This window comes from Roseateles sp. P5_E8, from assembly GCF_054177665.1.
Map to the genome: position 1 here is coordinate 141,290 of NZ_JBGCUM010000006.1, position 25,725 is coordinate 167,014.

A 25,725-nucleotide genomic window follows, 5' to 3' on the forward strand; every position below is an offset into this window, starting at 1 on the left:
CATGTTCACTCCACCACCGGCTTCCAGCGGCCCAGCACGAACTCCGGCCGCTTGGTGTCATTCGACGCCCTGGATTCCCTGCTCGGCCAGCGCTCGCCACCACGCCATCGTGCGAGCCGTGCGGCTAGGCGGCTCCGGTGCCCGCTCGGGAATGAGCAGAGCCGTGGCCTGCGTGACGCGGGCCAGGAAGGGCAGCGCGAAGAGCAGCGGCAGCACCATCAGGCGCAGCGCCTCGGTCGTTCCCGGCTGCACCTCCAAGGGCAACTGCGCGGAGGACGGCAGCGTGTGCACCTGCTGAGAGAGCTGCAGCGTGACGGCGTTGTGCCAGTCGGCATTCACGCCGCTCAGGGCGCAGCGCTGGCGTTGGCCGAGATGGAATGCCGGCGGGTCGCCCTTGGCCATGCGCTCGCTCAGCGCGGCTCGCAGTGCAGCGTGCAGCGAAGCGAAGAAGGCGTGGCCCTCAAGCTCGGCCTGGCGCCGCACGACGTCCGCGCGGATGACGTCGACGCGCGGGTCCGCCGAGCCCATGTCGCCGAACATCTTCAGGCGGCGGGTCGCGTCGTGCAATTCCCAAAGCCGGATGCGAAAGCTGCGCTCCGAGTCCGTCACGGCGTGCCCGGCGACGTATTCGAACGCATCGTGGGCCTCCACCGCGCAGCGGGCCAGGGCGCTCATGGATGGCACGTCCTGCAAGTCCTTGGACGTCCTCTGGCCTGGCTCCGCCGCCAGGCTGCGCAGCGCGGCGCAGTGAGCCACCAGCTTGACGAAGATCAGCCCGCCGTAGGCCGCCTGCGCGGACGGTGCGACAAAGCCGGCSAGCGCCCCAGACATCGCCCGGCCATGCTCCAGCACGGCGTCGAATTCGCGGACCTTGGCCTTGTAGTCGCCCCAGGTGTTGATTGCTTCCAGCATGCTTGATTCGTAGCCCGATGAACTGCGGAGAGTAGCGAAGTCTCAGCGGCGCAGCTTCTCGGTCATCCATCTCGCAGCCAATGCCGGCCACTGGTCCTGCGTTCCCGCCAGCCCGCGCAGCGCAAACCCGTGTTCGGCCTGCGGGAAGACATGCGCCTCGACGTCCAGCTTGTGCTGCTGCGCCGCCGTGATCAGATTCAGCGCATGCTGCACGGGCACGATGGGGTCGTGCAGCGCATAGGCGAGGAACACCGGGCAGCGCGGCAGGCCGTGGGGCTCGCTGGCGATGCCTATGGGCCAGGCGTCGTAGAAGGCCTGCTTCTCGGGCGGCGGGAAGTCGGGTTTGCCGGCTGGGAACTTGTGGTCGCGGTGGTTGGCGTTGAGGGGGGCGTAGGCGATGACGGCACCCGCCGATTCGCGTTGGCAGGCCATCACGCCGGCCAGGTGGCCGCCGGAGGACAGGCCCACATGCAGCAGCGGCAGCGCCGGCAGCGTGGCGAGGTGGTCCAGCGCCAGCAGGCCGTCCTGCAGCGCGATGTCGAAGGCGTGGCCGTCCTGGCCGGGCAGGCGGTGCACGAGCACATAGGCGTCCAGCCCCAGCGTGTTCAGCCACTGTGCGATCTCGACGCCTTCCTTGTCGTGCATCAGCTGCAGATAGCCGCCGCCGGCATAGACAAGGGCGCGGCCGCGCGCGGGCGTGGGTGACAGATAGGCGTGCAGTTCGGTGCGCGTGGGGCGGCGGCAGATGCGGTCGGGCGCGTCGCCGTCGAAGACATTCGACTCACCCGCCGAGAGAGCAATCACGGTCATGGCTTGGCGGTCTCTTTCAGCGGCAGGCCGAAGTCCGGCATGCCGTCGGCGGTGAAGCGCAGCGGCTGCACGCGGGTGGCGCGGCCGGTGTCCTTCAGCGGGTCGCCAACGATGTCGCGGTAGTTGCGGGCGTGGAAGACGTTGAGCACCGTGCCGTCCGGCTCAACGAGGAAGCTGTTGTGCCCTGGGCCGAACTGGCTGTTCTCGGGGCTGGTGCTGAAGACCGGGCCGGGCGACTTGCGCCAGCTCTTCGCGTCCATCAGATCGGCGTTCTCGTCGGCCCAGAGCAGGCCCAGGCAGTACTCGGCGCCGGTGCCGGCGGCCGAGTAGCTCATGAAGACGCGGCCGCCGTGGATGAGCACGGCCGGCGCCTCGTTGACGATGTGGCGCACCTTTTCCCAGGCGTAGTCGGGCTGGCTCAGCCGCACCTGCGGGCCTTCCAGCTCGGTCGGGCTCTTCATGCGCGAGATGAAGATGTCGGTACTGTGGTTCTTCTTGCCCGGGTCGGTCTGCGCCCAGGCCATGTAGCGCTTGCCGCGGTGCTCGAAGACGGTGGCGTCCAGCGTGAAGGTCTCCCACTGCGTCTTGATCTGGCCGCGCTCGGTCCACTCGCCCTGCATGGGGTCGGCGGAGGCGTTCTCCAGCGTCCACAGGCGGATGTTCCACGGCTGCTTGGCCTCGCCGGCACTGAAGTAGATGAACCAGCGGCCGTCGATGACGTGCAGTTCGGGCGCCCAGATGTTGCGGCTCATGGGGCCGCTGTCGTGCTTGCGCCAGACGACCTTGGGCTCGGCCGTGGCCAGGCCGGCGATCGAGCGCGCGCGGCGCAGTTCGATGACGTCGTAGGCCGGCGCGGTGGCCATCAGGTAGACCCACTCGCCGTGGCGCGTGATCTGTGGGTCGGCGCGCTGGGCCACCAGCGGGTTGGGCCAGGGCAGGGGCGCCGGCACCGGTGCGGCGGGGGCTTGCGCAAGGGCGGGGAGGGCGGCCGTCAGCAGCGTGGCGGCCAGCGCCACGCGGCGCGAGATCGGGTGAGTCAAGCGGAGGTCTCCATGCGTTGTAGCTTGCCGTCGCGGCGCTCGAAGCGGGCGGTCTGGCCCGCAGCCAGGCGCAGCGGCAGCTTGCCACCGCGCCAGCGCAGTTCGGTGCTGCCGCCGACGGTGCTGGCGATTGTCAGCGCCTGCACCTCGCTGCCTTGCCAGCTCATCGCCAGCTCAAAGCCGCCGCGCGCGCACAACCCCGAGACGCTGCCGGCGGGCCACGCCGAGGGCAGCGCCGGCAGCAGCTCGATGCGGCCGCGATGGCTTTGCAGCAGCATCTCGGCGATGCCGGCCGCGCCGCCGAAGTTGCCGTCGATCTGGAAGGGCGGGTGGGCGTCGAACAGGTTGGCGTAGCTGCGGCTGGGGTGCAGCAGGCGCTGCAGCACCGAGTAGGCGTGCTCGCCGTCTTTGAGCCGCGTGAACAGGTTGATGCGCCAGCCTATGCCCCAGCCGGTGGTGTCGTCGCCGCGGCGCTCCAGCACATTGCGCGCGGCGGCGGCCAGGGCCGGCGTGTCCTCGGGCGTGATCTGGTCCGACGGGTAGAGGGCGTACAGGTGCGACACGTGGCGGTGCTGCAGCTCGGGGGCCTGCAGGTCCCAGTCTTCCTGCCACTCCTGCAGCTGGCCGGCCGCGCCGATGCGGTCGGGCGGCAGGCGGTCGCGCATGGCCGTGCAGGCGCGCTCAAACGGGCGGTCAATGCGCAGCTCGCGCGCGGCCTCGGCGCAGTGGGCAAACAGGTCGCGCAGCAGCTGGTTGTCCATCGCCGGGCCGGCGCAGACCGAAGAGCCGTGCGGATGGCTGTTCTCCGGCGACACGCTGGGGTTGGTGACCATGAAGCCGCTCTTCGGGTCTTTCACCAGCGTGGCGAGCTGGAACTCGGCGGCGCCCTTCATCAGCGGGTACAGGCGCTTGAGCAGCGCTGCGTCGCGCCGGAACAGCCAGCTCTGCCACAGCGTGTTCACCAGCCACACGCCGCCCATGGGCCACAGGCCCCACTTGGCGCCATCGGTCGGCGCGGTCACGCGCCAGCCGTCGGTGTTGTGGAAGGCGACCCAGCCCGGTGCGTCGTACATGGAACGCGCCAGCCTGGCGCCGGTGACGGACAGGTCCTCCACCATCGCGATCAGCGGCGCTATGGTCTCGCCGATGTTGCAGACCTCGGCGGGCCAGTAGTTCATCTCCGTGTTGATGTTGATGGTCCATTTGGACCCCCAGGACGGATTGGTCTTCTCGTTCCACAGCCCCTGCAGGTTGGCCGGGAAGCGAGAGCCCGGCCGCGAGCTGGCCAGCAGCAGGTAGCGGCCGTATTGCAGGTAGAGCGAGGCGAGACCGGGGTCCTGGCCTTCGGCGAAACGGGCGATGCGCTCGTCGGTGGGCAGGGCGCCGTTGGGGCCGGCGCCAAGGTCCAGCGCGACGCGGCGGAACAGGCGTTGGTGGTCTTCGCGGTGGGCGGCGCGCAAGGCCTCGGGGCCGCGCGTGACGGCGGTGGCGAGCGTCACCTTGTTGGCGGCCACCGGGTCGCCGGAGACGTCGTCGAAGCGCTTGTAGCCGGTGGCGCCGGCGATGAGGATGAAGACCTCGTCCGCGCCCTGCACCTGCAGCCCGCCGTCGCGGGCGACGAGCTTGCCGCCGCGCGTAACGACCTTCAGCCGGCACTCGAACGGCAGCCGGCCTTCCACGCCTGCCACCGTGGGGCTGGTGCCGGCCACCCACAGCGTGTGGCCGCCTTCACCGCCGCTGCGCTGCTGGTGCGGCGCGGTCAGCGTGATGTCGGCGCTGATCCACTTGGGCTTGTCGGCCGCCAGGCGCACGACGATGAGCTGGTCGGCTGCGGACGCGTAGACCTCCCGCGTCAGCGTCGCGCTGCCAGCGCGAAAGCGCGTCTGCGCGACGGCCTCGTCCAGGTCCAGGCTGCGCTCGTAGCCGCGCACGCCGTCCAGGCCGGGGAAGACGAGCAGCAGCTCGGCCAGCGGCTGGTAGGTCATCTGCCGGTTGGGCACGCCCAGCAGCGTCTCGTTGGCCAGCTTCTCGGCCTCGGCGTAGCGGCCGGCGAAGACCAGCTCGCGCACCTTGGGCAGTCCCTCGCGGGCCTTGGGGTTGGTCGTGTCGTAGGGCCCGCCCGAGAAGAAGCTGTTCTCGTTGAGCTGGATGCGCTCTGTGTGCGTGCCGCCGAACACCATGGCGCCGAGGCGCCCGTTGCCCAGCGGCAGCGCCGCCGTCCACTCGTCGGCGGGGCGGCGGTACCAGAGGCGCAGCGGCTTGGGCGCGGGCGTCTGCGCTTGGGCGGCGGGAAGGGCCAGCAGCGGCAGGCCGGCTTGCAGCAGGCTGGCCTGCGCGAGTTGTTGTTGCAGCCAGCTGCGGCGTGAGGTGGTCATGGCAGTTTGTAGAACTCGGCTTCGACGATGGACAAGACGCCGCGTCCGAGACTGGCGGCACCGGTGTCGACGATCTTCTGGTTGGCGACCTCGGTGTTGGCCGTGGCGTTGCCGCCCTTGGCCTCGCCGGTCAGTTCGACGCTGACGAGCTGGCCGCGCTGGGCTTTGAGTGGCAGTGTCACGTAGCCGAGGCTGCACTCGGTCAGGCCGCGCCAGACCTCGGCGCCGTCCACGCGGATGACCAGCGGGTATTGGCGTTCCCGCCAGCCGCCGAGCTTCAGCGTGATCTCGCTCAGCGTCGTGGCCTCGGCGAGCCGGAAGCGGATGGCGCCCTTGCCGGACTCGCTGGTCCACGAGGTTGATTCATCGTCGTCGGTGGCATTGGCAGGCGTGCCGCTGTCGGCCTCGACCGATGCGACTGCCACGGCGAGGCGGCTGACAGTGAACGACGGTGTCGTGGGCGTGGGGCCGCGCGTGGATTGCGTGCTGACGCCATCGGCCGGGAAACGCTTGCTCAAGCCGCCGCTGACGACGACCGGCTGCGAGCGCAGCTCCAGCGTGGCCGCCTCCAGCCCTTGCGCCTCGGCGCGCAACCTGATGACGCCTGCCTCGGTCGTGCTGCGCACCAGCACGCGATTGACGCCGCCCTCCGCCGGCAGCTCGCGCGCCAGCACGAAGTTCGCTGGCCCCTGCGCGATGCCGCCGCGCCATTCGGCGGGGCCGTCGAGCGTGAACTTCACGCTGTCCAGCGCGATGGGATTGCGGCGGCCGGCGGCGTCCACCACGTCGACCTGCACCAGCGCCAGGTCTGCGCCATCGGCCTGCAGGCCTTGCGGATGCGTCTGCACGGTCAGCTTCAGCGCATCGGGTGCACCGGCCGTGACGCGCGCGTCCTCGCAGACCTTGTTGCCGTCCTTGTCCAGGCCGACGGCGCGCAATTCGCCCGGCTCGAACTTCACGCCGGGGAAGTTGAAGACGAAGGGTTCGCTGGCCTCCGCCCCGCCCAGCGGCTTGCCGTTCAGTGTCAGCAGCACGCGCTGTGCGCTGGAGATGACGGTGACCGTCTTCACCGTGCCGGCCGCGTAGTTCCAGTGGCCCAGCAGATGGGCGCGTGGACGCTCGATGTCCACCCAGCCGTCCCACACCACCTGGTGGGCGAAGAAGCCGTCCTTGGCAATGCGCATCGCGTCCACCTCGCCGCTGCGGCGGTAGTTCTCGGCGCCGCGGTGGTGGGTGTTGCTGTCGCTGAAGATGATGTTGACGCCGCCCGACGACACGCGCGTGCCGGTGCCCGGCCGCTCGCGCCAGAAGTCCACCCAGCGGCGCACGTCTTCCAGCGCGTGGGAGTCCTGGTTGCGGTTGTAGCCGGCGGCGCTCTGGCCCTTGTGCTCAGGGCCGTCACCATCGCGGTGGAAGGGCGGGCTCAGTTCGTCCCAGAACTTGCGGGCGCCCTCGTCGCGCGAGTACTCCGTGGCCCACATGGGCCGGCGCGCGCTCTTGTTGACGTAGAGCATCTCGCCGCCGTATTCGGCCACGTCCTGCAGCGCCTTCGACAGCATCTCGCGGCTGCCGGACGCACGGCCGCCGTGCGGGTCGTAGCGGTCGCGGATGGCCTTCGCCTCCGCCATGTGCTCGACGCTGACGCCGCGGTTGCCCGTCTCGTACATCAGGATGCTGGGGCTGTTGCGGAAGTAAATGATGGCGTCGCGCATGGCCTCCATGCGCTGCTCCCAACGCCGCCCGGTCACGTCGGCCTCGGAGTCGCCCGTGGGCATGGCCTGCATGAGTCCGAGGCGGTCCAGCGACTGGACGTCCTGCGCCCACGGCGCCGTGTGCATCCAGCGCACGAAGTTGGCATTGCTGGCCAGCATCTGGCCGTTGCTGTAGTCGCTGAGCCAGGCCGGCACGGACAGGCCGATGGCCGGCCACTCGTTGGACGTGCGCTGTGCATAGCCCTTGAGCTGGATGACGCGGCCGTTGAGCGTGACCATGCCGTTGGCGAACGCCGTCTGGCGGAAGCCGGTGCGCGTGACCACCTTGTCGATGGGTTTGCCGTCGACGGTGAGCGTCGTTTCGACGTCGTAGAGCGCGCCGTGGCCCCAGCTCCAGAACTGCAGGCCCGTCACCGGTGCGCTGGCAGCGACGGTGGTCGTGGCGCCCGCGGCAACGGTCTGCGCCGGCGCCTTGAACGTGGCGACAACGCGGCCGTTGGTGTCACGTAGCGTCACGTCGTAGCCGAAGCGGCGCGGCTTGTCGTGCTCGTTGCGCACCTGCGCTTCGGCGGTGATGGTGGCGCGCTTTGCCTTCTGGTCGAAGTCTCCCGCATGCACGTAGACGCCCGTCGTGCCGAGGTTGGAGAACAGCGGCAGCGTCTGGTAGAGCTTGTCGGTGACGTGCAGCCGCAGGTTCTTGGGCAGGCCGCCGTAGTTGGCGTTGAAGTTGCGGTCGGCCCACTGGTAGCGCTGGTTGGTCGCCTGCTCGCGGTAGTCCCAGCGGTTGTCGGTGCGCACGGCGATGAGGTTGTCGCCGGGCTTGACGGCCTTGCTGAGGTCAAAGCCGAAGGCGGTGACGCCGTTTTCGTGCAGGCCGATGCGCTGGCCGTTGACCCAGACTTCTGCCGCTTGTCGTGCGCCTTCGAATTCGATGAAGACTTTGCGGTTGGCGATGTCTGTTGGGAGAACGAAGCGCTTGCGGTACCAGGCGATGCCGGTGGAGTGGTCGACGATGTCCTTGGCGAAGGCATCGTCTTCGTTCCAGGCGCGGGGGAGGGTGACGGGCTTCCAGGCCTTGTCGTCGAAGGAGGGGGCTTCGGCGCCGGGGGCGTCGCCGACGTGGAGGCGCCAACTCGGGTTGAAGTTGTAGACCTCGCGGGCGGCGTGGGCCGATAGCGAAAGGGCGAGGCTCGCCAACAGAAGGGCGATGCGGTGCAGCGTCATGCTTGATAACCGGTTGGTTGTTGGCGAGTGCCGTGCCGGGAATTCGCCCCGGCGGGCGACCTACTTTCTGGGCCGCCAGAAAGTAGGCAAAGAGCTCCCCCCGACCGCCCCGCCCTACGCTGCGCTTCGGGTTCCCTGCGCTGCTCAGTCCTTGAGGGCCCGTGCGGAACTCCCTTCGCTACGCTCCGGTCAGACAACCGCACGGAGTCAGAGCTTGAAGTGCGCTTCGCGCACGCCCTCAAGGCCTTCCGCTGCTCGGCGGGGCTAAAGGGGGCATGCAGAAATACATCCACCGTCCGGTTTTCGGGCTTGGCTGTTGGCTGTTGGGGCTGTTCGGGAACCTCCCCTTCTAAACCGCCGAGAAGCGCAGAAGCCCGGGGCGCGAGCGAAGCGAGGTTCAAGCTCTGACTTCGCACCCCTTTGTTTGAACGGAGCGTAGCGAAGTGAGTTGGGTGCGGCCCCGGGTTTCGAGCATCGCAGGGCACCCGGCTATGCCGGGCGGTTTCGCAGGGGAGAGCTTTTTGCCTACTTTTTGGCGGCGCAAAAAGTAGGTCGGCCGCCGGGACGAAATCCCGGCTGGGCCTCGGCACAAAGGCAAAGCAGCCAGTCACCGCGCCGCCGCGCAAAACGCCTTGAGATCAAGCGGCTCAACCGCAGCCCGAGCAGGCAACTTGATGTTCTGCGCCCGCGCCTCCCGCGCAATCAGGTTGCCGCCGCCAAACCGCCCATACGCCGGATCCGCCTGCACCTGCGCCAATGGCACAAACCTCGCGCCCGCCGCCTTCAGCCGAGTCAACACCTCCGGCAACGTGACCGCACTGAACGCCCCCATGTGCGTCAGCAACACCAGCGGAATCGTCCGCCCGTACACAACCTTCGACTCCGCCAACGCCTGCGCAATGCCTGCATCGACGCCACGCAGATAGTGCGCCGTCATCGCAGCCACAGAAGCGCCATCGCCCACCGCCTTGCACCGCGCATAAGCATCCGTGTAGTCCCAGTCCGAAAACGCCAGGCTCACGTCCGCCACCTGATAGCCCCGCCCGCGCAGAAACGCCAAGGCCGCATCCCGCCGTTCGCCATCACCCACCGACAGGTTGGGATACCGAAACCAGCGCCAATCAGCGCCGGCCATGTGCTTCTCAACCAGCGGCTCGCCCGCCACCACATCGGCGGTCCACGCATCCAGCGACGCCGCCCGCCCCAGGTTCATGTGGCTGAACGTGTGATTGCCGAGCGGATGCCCCGCCTTGCGCCAGGCCACCAGCACCGCGTCGCCATCGGTCTCGGCCCCACGCGCGTTGACGAAGCCCCAGGCCTCGCCCACGCCAAACGCCTTGAACGCGCGCAGATGCGCTTCGGCCACCTCCAGCCGCGTCACCCCCGGCGGCAGCTTGCCGTGCACGGGGATGTCGTCAACGGTGATGGCCACGTCGAACGCCTGCGCGCCCGATGCAATAGCCAGCAGCAGCGCGCCCAGCCAGGCCTTCACACCGACACCTCGATGGCGTTGCGGTGGTCGTGGGCCTCGCCGAGCAGCTTGTCGACCCTGACGCGCTTGACGCTGACGCCCCGCACCGGCAGCGCCTCCTCGCCGCGCAGCCGGCTGACGTGCTTTGCCTCACCCGCCTCGATGTCGGACACGAACAGCCCGTCGACGGGTGTCAACCGCTTCTCCAGCGTCGGCATCAGCGTGCGCCACTGGTAGAGCACGTCGGTGTCCACGTCCAACACGCTGCCGGCCAGCTTGTGGGCCTTCACGCGGCGCAGGTGGATGTTGCGCACGAAGCCGCCGCGGCGCTCGTTGGTCTTCACGAACAGCAGGTTGGTGAGCGGCACCTTGTGCGTGCTGGCGCTGTTGTCGACCTCGCAGTCTTCCACCAGCACCTCCGAGATGCCGCCCGCCAGCTCGCTGCCTATGGCCATCAACTGGTGTCCGTTGAGCACCTTGCAGCGGCGCATGACGATGTGGCGCGACGGCGTGGCCAGGCGCCAGCCGTCGCGCTCGCGGCCGGACTTGACGGAGATCGCGTCGTCGCCCTGGTCGAAGACGCAGTCCTCGATGAGCACGCGCTGGCTCATCTCGGGGTCGACCCCGTCGTTGTTGTGGCCGTGGGCGCGGATGTTGACRCCGCGGATGAGCACGTCTACGCAGAGGAAGGGATGCACCGTCCAGAACGGGCTGTTGACGATGCGCACGCCTTCGATGCGAATGCGCCGGCAGCGGTTGAAGTGGAGGAAGGGTGGGCGTAGATGGGCCTCGCCTTCGGTCATTCGCCGCTCGCGTGCCGGCACACCATCGACCGACAGTTTGTAGAGCGCCACCAGCGCATCCATGTGCGCCTTGGGCCGCGCGAACCACTGCTGCCAGACGTCCATGCGCGCCTCCAGCGTGCCCGCGCCGGTGACGGCGATGTCCTCGCAGTCGTGGGCGTAGACCAGCGGCGAATGGATCATGCATTCCAGCCCTTCCCAGCTCGCCAGCACGGCGGGCAGGTAGTCGGCCGGGTCGGGCGAGAAGCGCAGCGTGGCGCCGGCTTCCAGGTGCAGGTTGACGCGGCTTTTGAAGTGCACCGGGCCGGTGGACCAGTTGCCGGGCGGCACGACGACGATGCCGCCGCCGGACTCATGTGCCGCAGTGATGGCCTTGGCGATGGCGGTCGAGGTCAGCGCCTGGCTGTCGACGCTCGCACCGAAGTCGGTGATGGCAAAACGCGGCTGGCCATCGAACACCGGCAGGCGCAGCGGCGGCATGGTGAAGGGCGCGCCCTCGACGGCCAGCGTCTGCGTCGGGAACGCCGCGCCCGCAGTCGCGCAGCCGGCCAGGCCGGCGCTGGCAGCCAACACGACCCGCCGGGTCAGCGTCACTGCACCAGCCCGGCGGCCTTGGCGGCCTCGTCCAGCGAGTCGCCGATCAGCGCGAGGTTCTGGATGCCCGCCAGGCCCCATTGGGCGGAATCGTTGGTGCTGATGCTGCTCATCTCGTCCAGCGGCCGGATGACGTCCACGCCGCCGATGCGCTTCACCCCGCCACCACCCTTGAGCGCGCGCGACGCGAAGAACTCGCGCCAGGCGCGCAGTGCAAGCGCGCGGTCCTTCTCCTGGAAGGCGGCATAGGCCGTCATGCGCGAGCAGGTGTCGGTCAGGCTGCGGCCGCCGGGGTCCTTGCCGAGCAGCGCGGCAATCTCATTCTTGGGCGCGTTGTAGTAGCGGCAGTACTCCAGCCAGGCCTTGCGGTAGGCGGGCACGTCGACCAGCGTCAGCAGCTCGGAGCTGATCTCGATGACGCCGAAAACGCCGTTCAAATGCGAGATGGAGACGTTCTCGCCGGGCCCCATGAACTTGCCCGTCTTCGCGTCGTAGGGCGCACCGCCGGCGAACCAGCGGCGCTTCATGTCGCCGATGGTCTGCATGCCGTTGACGAGCTTCGTGCGCCAGCGCGCGTCGCCGGTGCGCTCCCACTCGGTCAGCCAGGCCGCGATCCACGAGCCCCATGTCGTGCCGAAGCCGACGCCGGGCAGGTCGGCGGTTTCCGCTGGCGCGGCGGCGCGATTCAGCTTGCGCGAGATGTCCACCTTGGCGATGTCGGCGTCGGAGTCCAGCAGCTCGCGGATCAGGTCGCCGCAGCGCTCGTCGGCAGTCAGGTAGAAGTAGATGCGGCGGTAGGCCGCGTTGGACACGCGCGGCTGCTTGGACGAGTCCGACCAATGCTGCACGCCGTGGCGCGTGCCGAAGCCCTTGAACTCTCCGAGGTGGTAGACGTCGACCTCGCCGGTGTGGCGCGTCATCGCTTCGGCCAGCCGGAAGATGTCGGCGCGACCGGTGCGCAGGTAGCTCATCCACAGCCACAGGTCGGTGGACAGCTCCGAGTTGTCCCAGGCATAGCCGCCGATGTCGTAGCGCCACATGTGGCGGTCGACGTCGTAGGTGTGCATCACGTCGCCGTAGTTCCAGAAGCCGTACCAGCGGTGCTGCTCGACTTCCTTCAGGTACTGGTTGAGTTGCAGCGCGAGCCGGTCCTCGATGAGCTTGCGCGCCGGCGTGCCGGCCTCGACCGGGTCCCAGTCGCCGAACACGCCGGCGGCGTGGATGCGCTGCGGCGTGAGCACGGGCCGCGCCGGGTTGGCGACCTGCTCGGCCATGTCCGAGAACACCTGGTGCGACGGCGTGGCGCCCAGCACCCACAGTTGCAGCTCCGACGTGCGCGCGACGCCGACGGAGTTGTCCCAGCCCGCTTCGTAGTCCTCGTAGGTGATGTTCAGCCCTTCGATCTCCTTCTCGTGCGTGTTCATGTCGCCGACCGCGCGGTAGGAGCGCATGTCCATCGCCGGCGCCGAGGGCGAGTAGAGCCACGCCGTCACGTCGGCCAGGTCCGTGGCCGCGCCGCGCACGTCCAGCCGCACGGGCGCGCGCTGCCAGAAGTCCTTCAGCCCCAGCGCGACGCCGCCGGACGCGCCACCGGCGTAGACCAGGCCCTTGCTGCGGCTGCCGCCGTTGGAGTCGATCCAGGCCTGGCCGCCCTGCGTGCGTTTGCGCAGCGTGAAGCCGTCCGCGTTCGCCTGAGACAGCGAGAAGTCGTTCCACTCGGGAATCCACTTCAGGCCGTCCTGCACGGCCTTGGCCATTCCCGACAGCGCGGGCAGCGCCAGGCCGGCGACCTGGGCGTCCTTGTAGGGCTTGCCGGGGTCGCGGCGCAGGCCGGTGACGGGCCGCACGGCCTCGCCCCACACGCCGATGCCTTCGCCCGAGAAGCGCACATGGCGGTCATGCGTGGCGTTGCTCATCGGCACCTGCGCCGTCACGCCCAGGCCGGCGATGAAGTCCTTGGCTGGCTCGCCGTCCCAGACGAAGGTGTGGACGATGCGCACGCTCTCCGCGCCGGCATAGAAGTACAGCCGCACGGAGAACCGCAGCCAGTCTCGGCCATTGCCAGTGTGGGTGCCATCGAGTTTCAGCACGGCGCGCACGGGGCCTTGCTGCTCGACCGTCACGGTGGTGACCTTGCTGCTGAAGGACTGGCGGGCGGTCTTGCCGTCCAGTTCCGGCTCGGCGCCGTCCTGGCGAAGCGCGATGAGGCGGAGGTTCTTCAGCGTGACGCGGCCGGCGCGTGAGGCTTCGGCGATCAGCGCTTCGCCGCGCGTGGGCACGGTCCAGGCGAGGTCGCCGGCGCTGATGACGATCTGCGTGGCGGTCTGCTTGACGGTCAGGCCGCCCGCTGCGGGCGTGCCGCCTTCCAGCTTCAGCGGGCCTTGCGGCGAGCCGCCGGCGATGGCGTGCGCCGTCCACTTCAGCGAGCCATCGGGCCAGTAGGCCAGTGGCCAGGACTGCATGGCGTGGTTGCCCAGCTTGAAGTCCAGCGACTTGGCGCCAGACCGCACCTGGCCACGCGGCCACGGCACGCCGAAGGTGGCGCCTTCAAAGCGCGACGGCGGGACGCCGTCCAGCCAGCGCAGCACGGTGTCGCTGACGGGCGCCGTTGTGGTGGGCAGGTTGGCCGTGGCCGCTTGCGCGGCGGGGAGGGATGAGGCCAGCGAGGCCACGGCCGTGGACTGCAGGAAGCCGCGGCGGGAGAAGGGAGACAACTTCATGGAAACCTTGTCGGTTGAACAGCGGTTGCGGGCAGTCAGCGCGGCAGGCTGCGGTAGTAGTCGGCCAGGAACTCGAAGGCCGCCTTGCGCTGGCCGGTCTCGGAGATCAGGCCCTTGCGGTTCCAGCCCTTCTGGAAGACCGGGTGCTCGCGGCGCGGCGAGCGGAAGTCCTTCAGCACCCAGGGCGACAGGCCGCGCAGCGTCGGCACCTTGGCAGCCATGGCGAGCGTGGCGCGGTAGTAGTCGACCTGGAAGTCCTCGCTGAACTTGCGGCGCAGCTTGGCGTCCTGGAAGCCCGCCTGTGCGTCGGCGCCGAACTCGGAGAACAGCAGCGGCTTGTCCGCCGGCACGTCCCAGCGCAGCTTGCCCACCGCCTCCAGCGTGTCGTCGCCGTACCAGCCGGCGTAGGTGTTCACGGCGATGACGTCGAGCTGGTTCAGCAGCGGGTCGGCGATGTGGATGACGTCGCCCTTGCGCTCCACCAGCAGCGCGGCGCTGATGAGGCGGCTCGGGTCCAGCGCGCGCACGGTCTCGGCCAGCGCGGTGTGGAAGCGCGTGCGGTTGTCGGCCACGGGCGTCTCGTTGCCGATGCTCCACAGCACGACGGCGGCGCGGTTGCGGTCGCGGTAGATGGTCTCGGCCTGCATGCGGCGGGCGAGGTCCAGCGTGGCGGGGTTGTCCCAGTTCACCGTCCAGTAGACGGGGATCTCGCTCCACACCAGCAGGCCGATCTCGTCGGCCACGCGCAGCATGGTCTCGTTGTGCGGGTAGTGAGACAGGCGCACGTAGTTGCCGTGCAAGCCGTTCTTCACCTCGCCGAGCAGCCGGCGCGCGGCGGCCTCGTCGATGCGGCGCGCGGGGTTGGCGGCGATCTCTTCCTCGTGGATGCAGATGCCCTTCAGGAAGATGGGCTGGCCGTTGAGCAGGATCTCGCTGCCGCGCACGGCGATCGTGCGGAAGCCGATGCGGTCGCGGACCTTGTCGTCACCGGCGTCGAAGTCCACGTCGTACAGCGTCGGCGCGTCGGGCGACCAGCGCTTGAGGCTGGCCGGTGCGGCGACGTCGAAGCGGGCTTCGCCGTTGGCGTCGGTCCGGGCGGGCAGCGCGAGGTTCAGGCCGGCGATGCGCAGGTTCACCGTGCGGTTGGCGGCCTGCGGGCCGTTGAGCTGCAGGCTGCCCACCAACCGGCCGGCGTCGTTCAGGCGCAGCGTCGCGTCGTCGATGAAGGTGGCCGGTGTCTGGATGAGCTTGACCGGCCGCGTGATGCCACCGTAGAGGTCCCAGTCGGTGATCTCGCCGGGCACGCTGTTGGCGTCGTGCTTGGAGTCCACGCCGACGACGAGGCGATTGCCTTGCGCGCGCAGCGCCTCGGTCACCTCGACGACGAAGGGCGTGAAGCCGCCCTCGTGCCGGCCGACTTCCTTGCCGTTCAGGTAGACATAGGCGCGGTAGTTGACGGCCTCGAAGCGCAGGAATGTGCGCTGGCCGGTCTTCACCGGCGCATCAAAGCGGCGCTGGAACCAGATCAGCCCGTCGAAGTAGCGCAGCTCGGGCGTCGCCGAGTTCCAGGCGCCGGGGATATCCATGGCCGGGCCGCGGTCCAGGTCGAACTCGAAGAAGGCGGGGCCGGGCTTGCCCTCCTCGGCGGCCACGTCCACGTCGCGGTGGCGCTGCATGCGCGACTTGGCGACCCAGCCGTTGATGTCGGTGAAGCCGGTGCGGTACAGGTCCTTGGAATAGGTCCAGCGGCCGGACAGGTCCTGCACGTTGGCGCGGGCGCCCGTCAGCAGCAGCGGCGGGCGCAGCGCGTCGGCGGCGAGGGCCGGCGCGGCGATGAAGGCCAGCAGGCAGAAGAGACGACGGATCATGGTTGCACCTCAATCACCAACACGGATTTGGCCGGCAGCGTCAGCGCCAGCGTGCCGTCCTTGGCTTGCGCCCTGAACGGCTGGGGTTTGACGCGGTCGGGCGTCTCGAAACGGTTCTCGGCGTCCATGGTCGCGGCGGTCAGCAACTGGCCGGTCACGGCGCGCACGCCCTTGCCGCCCACGGCGAGTTGCAGCGGCAGGTCCTGGTTGGGATTGGTGTTGGTGAGGCTCAGCAGCAGCTTGCCGTCCGCGCCCTTGGCCGCGCTCGCGCTGACGGCCGGGATGCTGTACTTGCCTAAAGCGTAGGTCGGCACACCGCTCAGTTGCACCGGCAGCGAGGTCGCATCCATGAAGGGCAGATGCATCGCGAACGCGTGGTACGTGGGTGTCAGCACCATGCGCTCTTTGTCGGTGATGACCACGGCCTGCAATACGTTGACCATCTGCGCGATGTTGGCCATCTTCACGCGCTCGGCGTGGCGGTGGAAGACATGGAAGTGCAGGGCGGCCAGCACTGCGTCGCGCATGGTGTTGCGCTGCACGAGGAAGCCGGGGTCGGTGCCGGGCTCGGGGTCGTACCAGCTGCCCCACTCGTCGAAGTAGATGGCGAACTTCTTCGCCGGGTCGTTGCGGTCCAGGATCTCGCGGTGCTTGGCGAGGTAGCCGTCGATGGTCTGCGGCACGGCCAGTGTGGAGATCCACTCGGCCTCGGGGAAGGCTATGGCGGCACCCTTTTTCTTCCAGTCGCGCGTGGGCAGCGAGTACTGGTGGTGGGTGATGGCGCTCATCTGCTTGATCTCGGCGCTGAGCGTCTCGGTCCAGTGCAGCTCCAGCTCCTGGCCGCCGCTGGCGACGAGCTTGGGCCGGTTGCCGCGCGGTGCCTTGGCGAAGGTGGCCCAGTGCTTGTATTGGTCCGCGTAGTAGCTGGGCCTCATGTTGCCGCCGCAGCCCCAGCTCTCGTTGCCTATGCCCCAGTACTGGATGCGCCAGGGCTTGTCGCGGCCGTTGGCGCGGCGCTCGCGGGCCAGGGCCGTGTCGCCCTCGGCGGTCAGGTACTCCAGCCACTGGGCCATCTCCTGCACGGTGCCGGAGCCGAGGTTGGCGTTGATGTAGACCTCGCTGCCGAGCTGCTCCGCCAGGTCCAGGAACTCGTGCGTGCCGACCGCGTTGGGCTCGATGACGCCGCCCCAGCTGGTGTTGACGCGCGGTGGCCGCTGCGCCTGCGGGCCGATGCCGTCGCGCCAGTGGTATTCGTCGGCAAAGCAGCCGCCGGGCCAGCGCAGCACGGGCACCTTGATGGCCTTGAGCGCGTTGACGACGTCGCTGCGCCAGCCGCGCACGTTGGGGATCTTGCTGTCCGTGCCGACCCACAGGCCTTCGTAGATGCCGGCGCCCAGATGCTCGGCGAACTGGCCGTAGATCTGCCTAGCGATGACGGGGCCGGGCTTGTCGGCCTGGATGTCGATCTTCACGGGCTCGGTCGCGTGGGCCAGGGAGGCCGCAAGGCTGATGGAGAGCAGCAGGTGTTTCATCGGCATTGGAGGATCTGGAAGTCGCGGATCTGCAGGCGGCTGGCGGTGGTGCGCAGTGCGAAGTAGCCGTGCAGGCGTGGATTGGGATCGGCGCGCGTAAAGAGTTCGTTGCTGCCGGCGCGCCAGCGAAGGTGAACGGGATCGGCAGCCGTCGGTTGACGCGAAACAATCTCGATGCTGAGCGCTTGGCCGGCATGCAGACGGGTTTGCGGCGTCATCGGCGCCTCGCCCGCCTCGGCGATGGCACCGTCGGCAAAACCAGTTAGCAAGCGGCGCTGGCTGCCGTCGTACAGCCGCAGCCGTGTCGTCGTGTTGGCGTTGGCGCCAAAGCCCGCGTAATAGGTCGGCAGTCCGTCGTAGCCGGCGAACTTGCCGCTGCGTGGGTAGGGCTCGCTGCCGTCGGCTTCGAGCGCGTTCCAGAACATGTTCAGGTCCGACAGGCGCCCGGCATGCGGCCCGGCGCTGGCGGGTGCGGGCAGGGCGAGTGCGGTGAAGCGGATGGCGTAGTCGCCGCTCAAGGGCTGGCGCCACCACAGGGACAGGCCGGCGGGCGTGGCGATGTCCAGCACGCCGCCCTGGGCGGTGACGGTGGCGCGTTCGTCCTCGGCCTCCAGCCGCCAGCGGGCGAGGCCGGCGCGGAAGTCGTCAGTGGCGACTTGCTCCAGCTTCTTGGGTGGCTCGCACCATGCCGCTGCGGTCAGCGGCAGTGCAAGGATCAACCCGCAAAGTGGAAGACGGAAGGCAGGTCCCATTGGCGCGGCTTGTTGTCGGCTTCGACTTCCATCAGCGGGGCCATGTAGTCCCACCAGCGGCGCATGACGGGCAGCGTCGGCAGATCGTCAATGGGGTAGCCGGGCTTGAGCTTCAGCACGGCGAACAGGCTCAGCGTGCTCTCGTCCAGGAAGATGGAGTAGTCGTGGATGCCGGCACCGCGCAGCGCCTCGGCCAGGTCGGGCCACAGCTCGTCGTGGCGCTTCTTGTACTCAGGCACCACGCCGGGTTTGAGCTGCATCTTGAAGGCGCGAATCTCGTCGCTCATTGCGTTTGTCTCCTTGTCTTTATTGGACGTCTTGCTCGGCCATGGGCAGGGCCGACACGTCGCGGCGGCGCAGCTCGGCGTCCACGCGCAAATGCGCCGGGGCCAAGCCGTCGATCTGGCAGCTCTCGCCAACAGCGATGGGCGAGCCGAGCTGCAGGCGGCAGCTCTCGTCGAAGTGCCAGGCCAGGGCGTCCTGCACATGGCCGCCGCGGCGCGCCTCGATGTCGACGGCGCGGAAATCGAAGCGGCGCAGCGGCACCTCGGCCGTGGCGTCGACCTCGAAGGCGACCTCGGCACCGCGCGCGGTGAGACGCTGGATGCGCACGCCCTCGACCCGCGTGCGGCCCTGCTCGCTCGACACGGGCTGGGCCATGGCCAGCCAGTGCGGCGGGGCATTGGCTCTTTCAGCGTCGGGGATCTGCGCCTGGCTGTAGGCGGGGTTCCAGTTCATCGTCGCGCGCATGGCGACCGGCACGTCGTGCAGCGTGAGGTCGCTGATGGACACGTCCTCGATGAAGCCGCCGCGTGTAGGCGCGCTCTTGAACAGCAGGCCCACCGGCACCGGCGCGTGGACGTCGATGCGCTGGGCCACGATGCGACGGAAGCCACCCGAGGTTTCGCTGCCGAAGGTCAGGCCCGCAGCGCCCTCGCGGACGATGCAGTCGCTGATGCTGATGTCTTCGCACGGCCTCGCGACGCGCAGGCCGTCGGCGTCGCGGCCGGCTTTCAGGCAGAGGGCATCGTCGTTGACGGCGATGTCGGCATTGCGGATGGTCACGCGGCGCGAGGAGTCGATGTCGATGCCGTCGGTGGACGGGCCGCGCGCCTCGTCGTTGTTGCGGACCGTCACGGTGTCGACCGTCACGTCTTCCGAATAGCAGAGGTGCAGCGTCCAGAAGCCGGAGCGGCGCAGCAGCAGGCCTTCGCCGATGTGCACGCGCGCCGATTCGAAGACTTGCACGAGGCGCGGCCGTTGCGCGTCATAGTCCGACGCCCAGCGCAGGCCGCGCGGCTCGTAAATGGCGCGCAGGGCCCAGTAGCTATCCCAGAAGACCTGGCCGTCGCCGTCGATGCAGCCTTCGCCGACCAGGCTGACGTCATGCTCGCCGTAGATGTTGACCAGGGCCGCCGGCCAGCGCATCTCGATGCCGGCCACGCGCGTGGGCAGCAGTGGGTAGTCGGCCAGGTCACGTGAACCGAGCAGCGTGGCACCGCGGTCCAGCCGCAGCGTCATGCCGCTCTTCAGGAAGAGGGCGCCGGTCAGGTAGACGCCGGAGCCCACACGCAACTCCGCGCCCTGAAGGGCCGCCGTGTCGATGGCGGCCTGCAGGGCGCGGGTGTTGAGCGTGCACCCGTCACCGCGGGCGCCGAAGGCCTGCGCTTCCACGCAAGCCCGCGTCATCAGACGATGCCGCTGCCCGACGCGCCTGCCTTCGCAGGACGCTTCACGGCGGCCTTCTCGCGATAGCCACTGGCACGGTAGGCCGCGACCGGGTCGATGGCGGCGCCGCTGCGCAGGCGGGCCATGGCCAGGATGGGGCTCACGTCGGTGCGGAAGGCCTTCTTCAAAGCCTGTGCCGATTGCAGCGCATCGTTGGCTTCTTGGAAGCCGGCCAGCGCCTTGCGGTCCACCAGCGCGGCTTGCACGAAGGCACGCTGCACTTCGATGGCGCTTTGCATCAGGCTCTCGATGGGGTCGGTCACGTTGTGCGACTGGTCCAGCATGTAGGAGGGCTTGAAGGCCGCGCCATCACGGTCCGCCGCATCGGCCAGCTCGTTGAAGACGAGGAAGAGCTGGAAGGGGTCGATGGAGCCCGAGTCCAGGTCGTCGTCGCCGTACTTGCTGTCGTTGAAGTGGAAGCCGCCGAGCTTGCCGAACTGCGCCAGGCGCGCCACGATCATCTCGATGTTGGTGTTGGGCGCGTGGTGGCCCAGGTCCACCAGGCACTTGGCCTTTTCGCCCAGCGTCTGCGCGGTGGCGAAGCTGGTGCCCCAGTCGGCGATGACGGTGCAGTAGAACGCCGGCTCGAACAGCTTGTGCTCGATGTACATCAGCCAGTCGTCCGGCAGCGCGGCGTAGATGCCCTTGGCAGAGTCGATGTAGCGCTCCAGCGCGCCGCGCAGATTGTTCTGGCCGGGGAAGTTGGCGCCGTCGCCCACCCACACGGTCAGGCCCTTGGAGCCCAGCGTCTTGCCCAGCTCGATGCAGTCGATGTTGTGCGCCACGGCCTGCTCGCGGGCGGCCTGGCTTTGCGCGGTCAGGCTGCCGTACTTGTAGGTGTGGGCCTGGCCGGCCTGGTCCTGGAAGGTGTTGGAGTTCACCGCGTCAAAGCTCAAGCCCAGGCTGTCGGCCTGCTGGCGCAGGGCCTTGGGGTCGCTCGGCTTGTCCCACGGGAAGTGCAGGGACACGGCAGGCGTGACGCGCGTCAGCTGGTTGATGACGGCGCAATCTTCCAGCTTCTCGGTCACGTCACGCGGCTCGCCCTTGCCGGGGAAGCGCGCGAAGCGCGTGCCGCCGGTGCCCACGCCCCAGCTGGGCAAGGCCACGGCGAAGGTCTGGGCGGTGGCGGTCAGCGCCTCGATGTCCACGCCGCGGCGGGACAGCATGCCGCCCAGCGCGTCGTAGTCGGCCTGCAGCGTGGCGCGCTGGCTGGCGTTGTGTTGTTCGACCTGGCCGGCGTCGATGATGTTCGTCGTCATGGATGTCTCCTGTACTGCTGTGCCAGTGTGCGCTTAGCGGGTGAACGCAGCGGCATTGCCAGCGTCGACGTTGAGGATGTTGCCGGTGCTCTTGCCGGCCTTGTCGCTGGCCAGGAAGTACACCGCTTCGGCGATGTCCTCGGGCAGCACGCTGAGCTTGAGCATGCTGCGCTGACGGTAGAACTCTTCGATGTTGTCGCTGTCGATCTTGTTCGACGCGGCGCGCTCTTCCTTCCACTTGCCGTCCCAGATGCGCGAGCCGCGGATGACGGCGTCGGGGTTGACGACGTTGACGCGCACGCCGATGGGCGCGCCTTCCAGCGCGATGCAACGGGCCAGGTGGATCTCGGCCGCCTTGGCCGTGCAGTAGGCCGAGGCGCCGGCAGAGGCGACCAGGCCGTTCTTGCTGGCCACGAACACCATGCTGCCGCCGATCTTCTGTGCCTTGAGCAGGCGGAAGGCGGCGCGGCTGACCAGGAAGTAGCCGGTGACGAGGATGTTCTGGTTGCGGTTCCAGATCTCCAGCGAGGTGTCTTCCAGCGGCGCGGCGGAGGCGATGCCGGCGTTGGACACGAGGATGTCCAGGCCGCCGAAACGCAGGGCAGTGGCTGCGATCAGGCTTTCCACCTCGGCTTCGGACGTGATGTCGCCGCGCACGGTGGCCACGGCGTCCTTGCCGCCGACCTTGATCAGCGCCTTGCTGGCTTCTTCCAGCGCCTCGCCGTCGATGTCGGTCAGCATGACGCAGGCGCCTTCCTGCAGCAGCTGGCGGGCGACGGCCTGGCCGATGCCACCGGCGCCGCCGGTGACCAGGGCCACGCGGCCGGCCAGGCTCTTGGGCTTGGGCATGCGCTGCAGCTTGGCTTCTTCAAGCAGCCAGTACTCGATGTCGAAGGCTTCCTGCTCGGGCAGGCCGACATAGGTGTCCACGCCATTGGCGCCGCGCATCACGTTGATGGCGTTGATGTAGAACTCGCCGGCGATGCGGGCGGTCGCCTTGTCCTTGGCAAAGGACAGCATGCCCACGCCAGGGATCAGGTAGATGATGGGGTTGGCATCACGCACGGCCGGGCTGGTCGGGCGCTTGCAGCGCTCGTGATAGGCGCGGTAGTCGGCGCGGTAGGCTTCCAGCGCGGCGTCCAAGCCGGCCAGCACGGCGTCGACATCGGGGTTGGCCGGGTCGAAGTCCAGCACCAGCGGGCGGATCTTGGTGCGCAGGAAGTGGTCGGGGCAGGACGTGCCCAGTGCGGCCAGCTTGGCCAGGTCGTTGCTGCCGACGAACTCCAGCACCACGTCGCTGTCGTTGAAGTCGCCCAGCTTGCGCTCATCGGCGCTGATGCGGCCGCGCAGCGCGGGCATCAGCTTGGCGGCAATCGCGGCGCGCTGGTCGGCGGCCAGGTTGATGGTCTTCACGCCGCCGAACACGGGCTGCTTGATGTTCTCGTTCAGCCACTGCTCGGCCAGGCGGATCATGTCCAGCGTGATCTCGTAGCAGCTCTTGGCGGTGTCACCCCAGGTGAACAGGCCGTGGCCTTCCAGGATGATGCCCTTGAGGTTGGGCTGCGACGTGGCCAGGGCTTCGAGCTTCAGGCCCAGGTCGTAGCCGGGGCGCTGCCAGGGCAGCCAGCCCAGTTGGCCGCCGAAGATGACTTCGGTCAGGCGGCGGCTGTCGGCGCAGGCGGCGATGGCGATGATCGCGTCCGGGTGCATGTGGTCGACATGCGCCTTAGGAATATAGGCGTGCAGGGGGGTATCGATACTTGCGGCACGCGGATTCAGATTGAATGTGCAGTGCGGCAGGTAATCCACCATCTCGTCTTCATGCTCCAGGCCGCGATAACGCTTCTTCAGCGCATTCAGCTTGTCCATGTAGAGCGTGGAGAAACCATCCAGCTTGATGCTGCCCAGATCACCGCCGGAACCCTTGACCCACAGCACCTCGACGTCTTCACCGGTCAGATGGTCGCGCATCTTGACCTTGGCCGAGGTATTGCCGCCGCCGAAATTCGTCACGCGCAAGTCGGAACCCAGCAGATTGGAGCGATAGAGCAGCAGCTCGGGTTCGCTCAATTTGGCCGCCACGGCGTCGTCCCACTTGGAGACGATGGGAGTTTGCGCAGGGGTTTGGGAATTTGCAGTCATCAGCTTGCCTGTAATCAGTCCGTATTCATCACCGTGGCCGCGGCGTGCGGCCCGGCACCCGTCGTTAGCGGGTAAGCGGAGCGCAGTGTGAAGCGAAACGCCGGCCCATGCTCGGGGCCGGCGCAGGAAATCAAAAGGATGAGCGAAAGCGCGCACCCCCGGGTCTTCGCTCACGAAACGCTCACGGCCGTGAGCGTTTGCTGATTGACCTTGGCAGACGGCTGACGTAATCTGTAGTTGAAACGGTGTTTCACCCAGGCTCTGAGCGGTTGTGAGCGTGAGTGGAGATGGCACCGGTGGCTGGTGCCTACGCACATCGGCCGTGATCAGGCGACCGGCCTTAAGCCAGGCTGCCGAACGCAAGCGACGCCCGCCCCGGGACTGCACATAGAGGGTTGGGCGACATAACGACGAGACAACGGTCGCCGCCCTTCAGGCAGGTCGCCCGATAAAGGTGTTCCCCATGATCAATCACAAGCGTCACAAGCGTCTGCTCAAACTCCTTGACGAGCGCGAGCACGCCAGCGTCCAGCAATTGATGGAATGGTTATCGGCTTCGGCCGCGACGGTGCGGCGGGATATTTCCTGGCTGGCCACGAAAAACCAGCTGACGCGCACCCGCGGCGGTGCGCAAAGGCTGGAGCAGCGTAAAAAATCATACACGCTGTCGAGCGAGACTTTTCAAAACAACGCGCAGCAGAATACTGCCGCCAAACGTGCCATTGCCCGTTATGCCACCTCGATGTGCAATAACGGCGAAACCATCATCATCAATGGTGGCACCACCACGTTCATGATGGCGGAGTTTCTCGTCGAGAAACAGCTGAAGATTCTCACGAACTCCTTCCTGATGGCCGAGCGCCTGCTTGTCACCAGCGACAACGAGATCATCCTGCCCGGCGGCAAGGTCTACCGCGAGCAGAACGTCATCCTCAGCCCCTTCGAGAACGACGTCGCCCAGCACCACTACGCCGCCAAGATGTTCATGGGCGTCTACGGCCTGAGCATCCTGGGCCTGATGGAGGCCGACCCGCTGCTGATCCAGGCTGAAAAGCGCCTCATCGGCCAGGCCGAGGAGCTGGTTGTGCTGGTGGACAGCTCCAAGTTTGCGCGCAAGGCCGGTCTGGTGCTGTGCGGCCTGAACCGCGTGTCCACCGTCATCACCGACACCGGTGCCTCCGACAGCGCCGTGCAGCTGCTGGAGCACTACGGCGTGCGTGTCATCACCGTCGAGCCCGAAGCTGTGGACCCCCGGGTGGTGGAAGCTTCGGCCCTGAGTTCGCATGACTACGCCGCCGTGCTGGAGTCGGGGGCCTACGGACGCCGCACGGTGCTGAACTCTTGAGCCTTGCCATCAGCGACCGGCAGCCCGGCACCGTCGTCCTCGACATCGGCAAGACCAACGCCAAGCTCACGCTGATCGACGCGGCTGGGAAGACGCTTGCCGAGGCGCGCACGCCCAACACCGTCCGCCGCATTGCGCCCTACCCGCACCATGACACGGAGCGGCTGTGGAGCTGGATGCTGGGCCAGCTGGGCGAGATGTCGGCGCTGGCCGACATTCGCGCCATCGTGCCCGTGACGCATGGCGCGACGGCGGCGCTGATCGACGACGCCGGCCTGGTGCTGCTGGTGCTGGACTACGAACATGTGCCGGGCGACGCCGCCGATGTAGCTCGTTATGACGCGCTGCGGCCGGCGTTCGACGAAAGCGGCTCGCCCCGGCTGCCCGCCGGGCTCAATCTCGGCCGCCAGATCGAGTGGCTCCAGGCGAGCTTCCCGGCGGAATTTGCGCGTGCCACGCAAGTGCTGATGTACCCGCAGTACTGGGCCTGGCGCCTGTGCGGCGTGGCGGCCAGCGAGGTCACCTCACTGGGCTGCCACACCGACCTGTGGCAGCCAGGCGAGGGCGCGTGGTCGTCCCTGGTCGAGAGCCAGGGTTGGCAGCACCTCTTCCCGCCGCGCCGCGATGCCTGGGCGCGGCTCGGCACGCTGCGGCCGGAGCTGGTAGCGGACACAGGCCTGGCCGCAGATTGCGAGATCGTCTGCGGCATCCACGACAGCAATGCCTCGCTGCTGCGCCATTTGCTGACGCTGCAACAGAGCGGGCCCTGCACGGTGCTGTCCACCGGCACCTGGGTCATCGCGGCGGCGCTGGGCTCGGCGACCAAGCCGCTGGTCGAGGCGCAGGACATGCTGGCCAACTGCGATGTCTTTGGCGACGCGGTGCCCTGCATGCGTTTCATGGGCGGGCGGGAGTTCGGCTCGATTGCCGGGACGCAGCCGGCTGCGTTTGATGCCGCGGACGTGGAGCGCTTGATCGCGCGGCAGACGATGGCTCTGCCTTGTTTTGCCGAGACGGGCGGGCCGTTTGCCGGCCAGCTCGGGCGGGTCGATGGCGCTATGCCGGGGACCGATGCGGAACGCGCGGCGCTGGCGACCTTGTATGTGGTGCTGATGACGGACTACTGCCTGTCGGCCCTGGGTGCGAGCGGGCGTGTCGTCGTCGAAGGCGCCTTCACGGCGAACCCGTGGTTCGGGCCCTTGCTGGCCGGGCTGGCGGAGCGTCGGGACGTGACGGTGTCGGATGACAGCAGTGGCACGACTTGCGGGGCGTGGTTGCTGGATGCCTGGGGGCGCGAGGCTGAGTCGGTGGCCGTTCCGGTTGTGGCGTGGGCGCCAGTTGGGTGGCGGGATTACCGCGACGCGTGGCGGGCTGCGGCGGAAGCGGCTTGATGCGTGAGGCCCAGCCGGGATTTCGTCCCGGCGGCCGACCTACTTTT

At 68.4% G+C, this 25,725-nt stretch carries 17 protein-coding genes; 2 read left to right on the forward strand and 15 right to left on the reverse strand.

Going from position 1 to position 25,725, the window contains the following annotated elements; genetic code table 11:
• Nucleotides 1-57 precede the first annotated feature (57 nt).
• The 15 genes from ACXRVZ_RS05505 to ACXRVZ_RS05575 all read right to left on the reverse strand — a co-directional run bounded on the left by ACXRVZ_RS05505 (nucleotide 58) and on the right by ACXRVZ_RS05575 (nucleotide 22,942).
• Nucleotides 58-912: a hypothetical protein gene (locus tag ACXRVZ_RS05505; RefSeq protein WP_457420954.1), complete on the reverse strand. Its 855-nt coding sequence runs from the start codon at nucleotides 910-912 to the stop codon at nucleotides 58-60.
• Between the two features lie 42 nt (nucleotides 913-954).
• The gene (locus ACXRVZ_RS05510; RefSeq protein WP_457420956.1) at nucleotides 955-1,722 is read right to left on the reverse strand and encodes an alpha/beta hydrolase; all 768 of its coding nucleotides are present in this window, start codon (nucleotides 1,720-1,722) and stop codon (nucleotides 955-957) included.
• Entirely contained in the window at nucleotides 1,719-2,762 is a 1,044-nt protein-coding gene (locus tag ACXRVZ_RS05515; protein ID WP_457420957.1) for a glycoside hydrolase family 43 protein, read from the reverse strand. The genes ACXRVZ_RS05510 and ACXRVZ_RS05515 overlap by 4 nt, the downstream gene beginning before the upstream one ends.
• The gene (locus tag ACXRVZ_RS05520) at nucleotides 2,759-5,137 is read right to left on the reverse strand and encodes a glycoside hydrolase family 95 protein (RefSeq protein WP_457420959.1); all 2,379 of its coding nucleotides are present in this window, start codon (nucleotides 5,135-5,137) and stop codon (nucleotides 2,759-2,761) included. Before ACXRVZ_RS05520 ends, ACXRVZ_RS05515 begins: the two co-directional genes overlap by 4 nt.
• Entirely contained in the window at nucleotides 5,134-8,073 is a 2,940-nt protein-coding gene (locus ACXRVZ_RS05525; protein WP_458232232.1) for a glycoside hydrolase family 2 protein, read from the reverse strand. Before ACXRVZ_RS05525 ends, ACXRVZ_RS05520 begins: the two co-directional genes overlap by 4 nt.
• A 607-nt stretch (nucleotides 8,074-8,680) precedes the next feature.
• Complete coding sequence (locus tag ACXRVZ_RS05530; RefSeq protein WP_457420963.1) at nucleotides 8,681-9,565, reverse strand: polysaccharide deacetylase family protein; 885 nt, start codon at nucleotides 9,563-9,565, stop codon at nucleotides 8,681-8,683.
• Nucleotides 9,562-10,941, reverse strand: coding sequence for a glycoside hydrolase family 28 protein (locus tag ACXRVZ_RS05535; RefSeq protein WP_457420965.1), 1,380 nt, complete (start codon nucleotides 10,939-10,941; stop codon nucleotides 9,562-9,564). The genes ACXRVZ_RS05530 and ACXRVZ_RS05535 overlap by 4 nt, the downstream gene beginning before the upstream one ends.
• Nucleotides 10,938-13,661, reverse strand: coding sequence for an exo-rhamnogalacturonan lyase family protein (locus ACXRVZ_RS05540; RefSeq protein WP_457420966.1), 2,724 nt, complete (start codon nucleotides 13,659-13,661; stop codon nucleotides 10,938-10,940). Before ACXRVZ_RS05540 ends, ACXRVZ_RS05535 begins: the two co-directional genes overlap by 4 nt.
• Before the next feature lie 35 nt (nucleotides 13,662-13,696).
• Nucleotides 13,697-15,529: a glycoside hydrolase family 2 protein gene (locus ACXRVZ_RS05545; protein ID WP_457420968.1), complete on the reverse strand. Its 1,833-nt coding sequence runs from the start codon at nucleotides 15,527-15,529 to the stop codon at nucleotides 13,697-13,699.
• A complete protein-coding gene (locus ACXRVZ_RS05550) occupies nucleotides 15,526-17,061 on the reverse strand; it encodes an alpha-N-arabinofuranosidase (RefSeq protein ID WP_457420970.1) in 1,536 nt (511 codons plus the stop codon). The genes ACXRVZ_RS05545 and ACXRVZ_RS05550 overlap by 4 nt, the downstream gene beginning before the upstream one ends.
• Nucleotides 17,058-17,780 (reverse strand): DUF6250 domain-containing protein, encoded by a 723-nt coding sequence (locus tag ACXRVZ_RS05555; RefSeq protein ID WP_457420972.1) that lies wholly within the window; start codon nucleotides 17,778-17,780, stop codon nucleotides 17,058-17,060. Before ACXRVZ_RS05555 ends, ACXRVZ_RS05550 begins: the two co-directional genes overlap by 4 nt.
• Nucleotides 17,777-18,100, reverse strand: coding sequence for an L-rhamnose mutarotase (locus tag ACXRVZ_RS05560; protein WP_457420974.1), 324 nt, complete (start codon nucleotides 18,098-18,100; stop codon nucleotides 17,777-17,779). Before ACXRVZ_RS05560 ends, ACXRVZ_RS05555 begins: the two co-directional genes overlap by 4 nt.
• 19 nt (nucleotides 18,101-18,119) lie before the next feature.
• Nucleotides 18,120-19,502: a glycoside hydrolase family 28 protein gene (locus tag ACXRVZ_RS05565; protein WP_457420976.1), complete on the reverse strand. Its 1,383-nt coding sequence runs from the start codon at nucleotides 19,500-19,502 to the stop codon at nucleotides 18,120-18,122.
• Nucleotides 19,502-20,800: an L-rhamnose catabolism isomerase gene (gene rhaI / locus ACXRVZ_RS05570; protein ID WP_457420978.1), complete on the reverse strand. Its 1,299-nt coding sequence runs from the start codon at nucleotides 20,798-20,800 to the stop codon at nucleotides 19,502-19,504. The genes ACXRVZ_RS05565 and rhaI overlap by 1 nt, the downstream gene beginning before the upstream one ends.
• A 33-nt stretch (nucleotides 20,801-20,833) precedes the next feature.
• Nucleotides 20,834-22,942: a bifunctional rhamnulose-1-phosphate aldolase/short-chain dehydrogenase gene (locus tag ACXRVZ_RS05575; protein ID WP_457420980.1), complete on the reverse strand. Its 2,109-nt coding sequence runs from the start codon at nucleotides 22,940-22,942 to the stop codon at nucleotides 20,834-20,836.
• A 463-nt stretch (nucleotides 22,943-23,405) separates the two neighbouring features.
• Here ACXRVZ_RS05575 and ACXRVZ_RS05580 point away from each other — a divergent pair, with 463 nt between their 5' ends.
• Entirely contained in the window at nucleotides 23,406-24,287 is an 882-nt protein-coding gene (locus ACXRVZ_RS05580; RefSeq protein ID WP_457420982.1) for a DeoR/GlpR family DNA-binding transcription regulator, read from the forward strand.
• Nucleotides 24,284-25,678: an FGGY-family carbohydrate kinase gene (locus ACXRVZ_RS05585; protein ID WP_457420984.1), complete on the forward strand. Its 1,395-nt coding sequence runs from the start codon at nucleotides 24,284-24,286 to the stop codon at nucleotides 25,676-25,678. The genes ACXRVZ_RS05580 and ACXRVZ_RS05585 overlap by 4 nt, the downstream gene beginning before the upstream one ends.
• Nucleotides 25,679-25,725 lie beyond the last annotated feature (47 nt).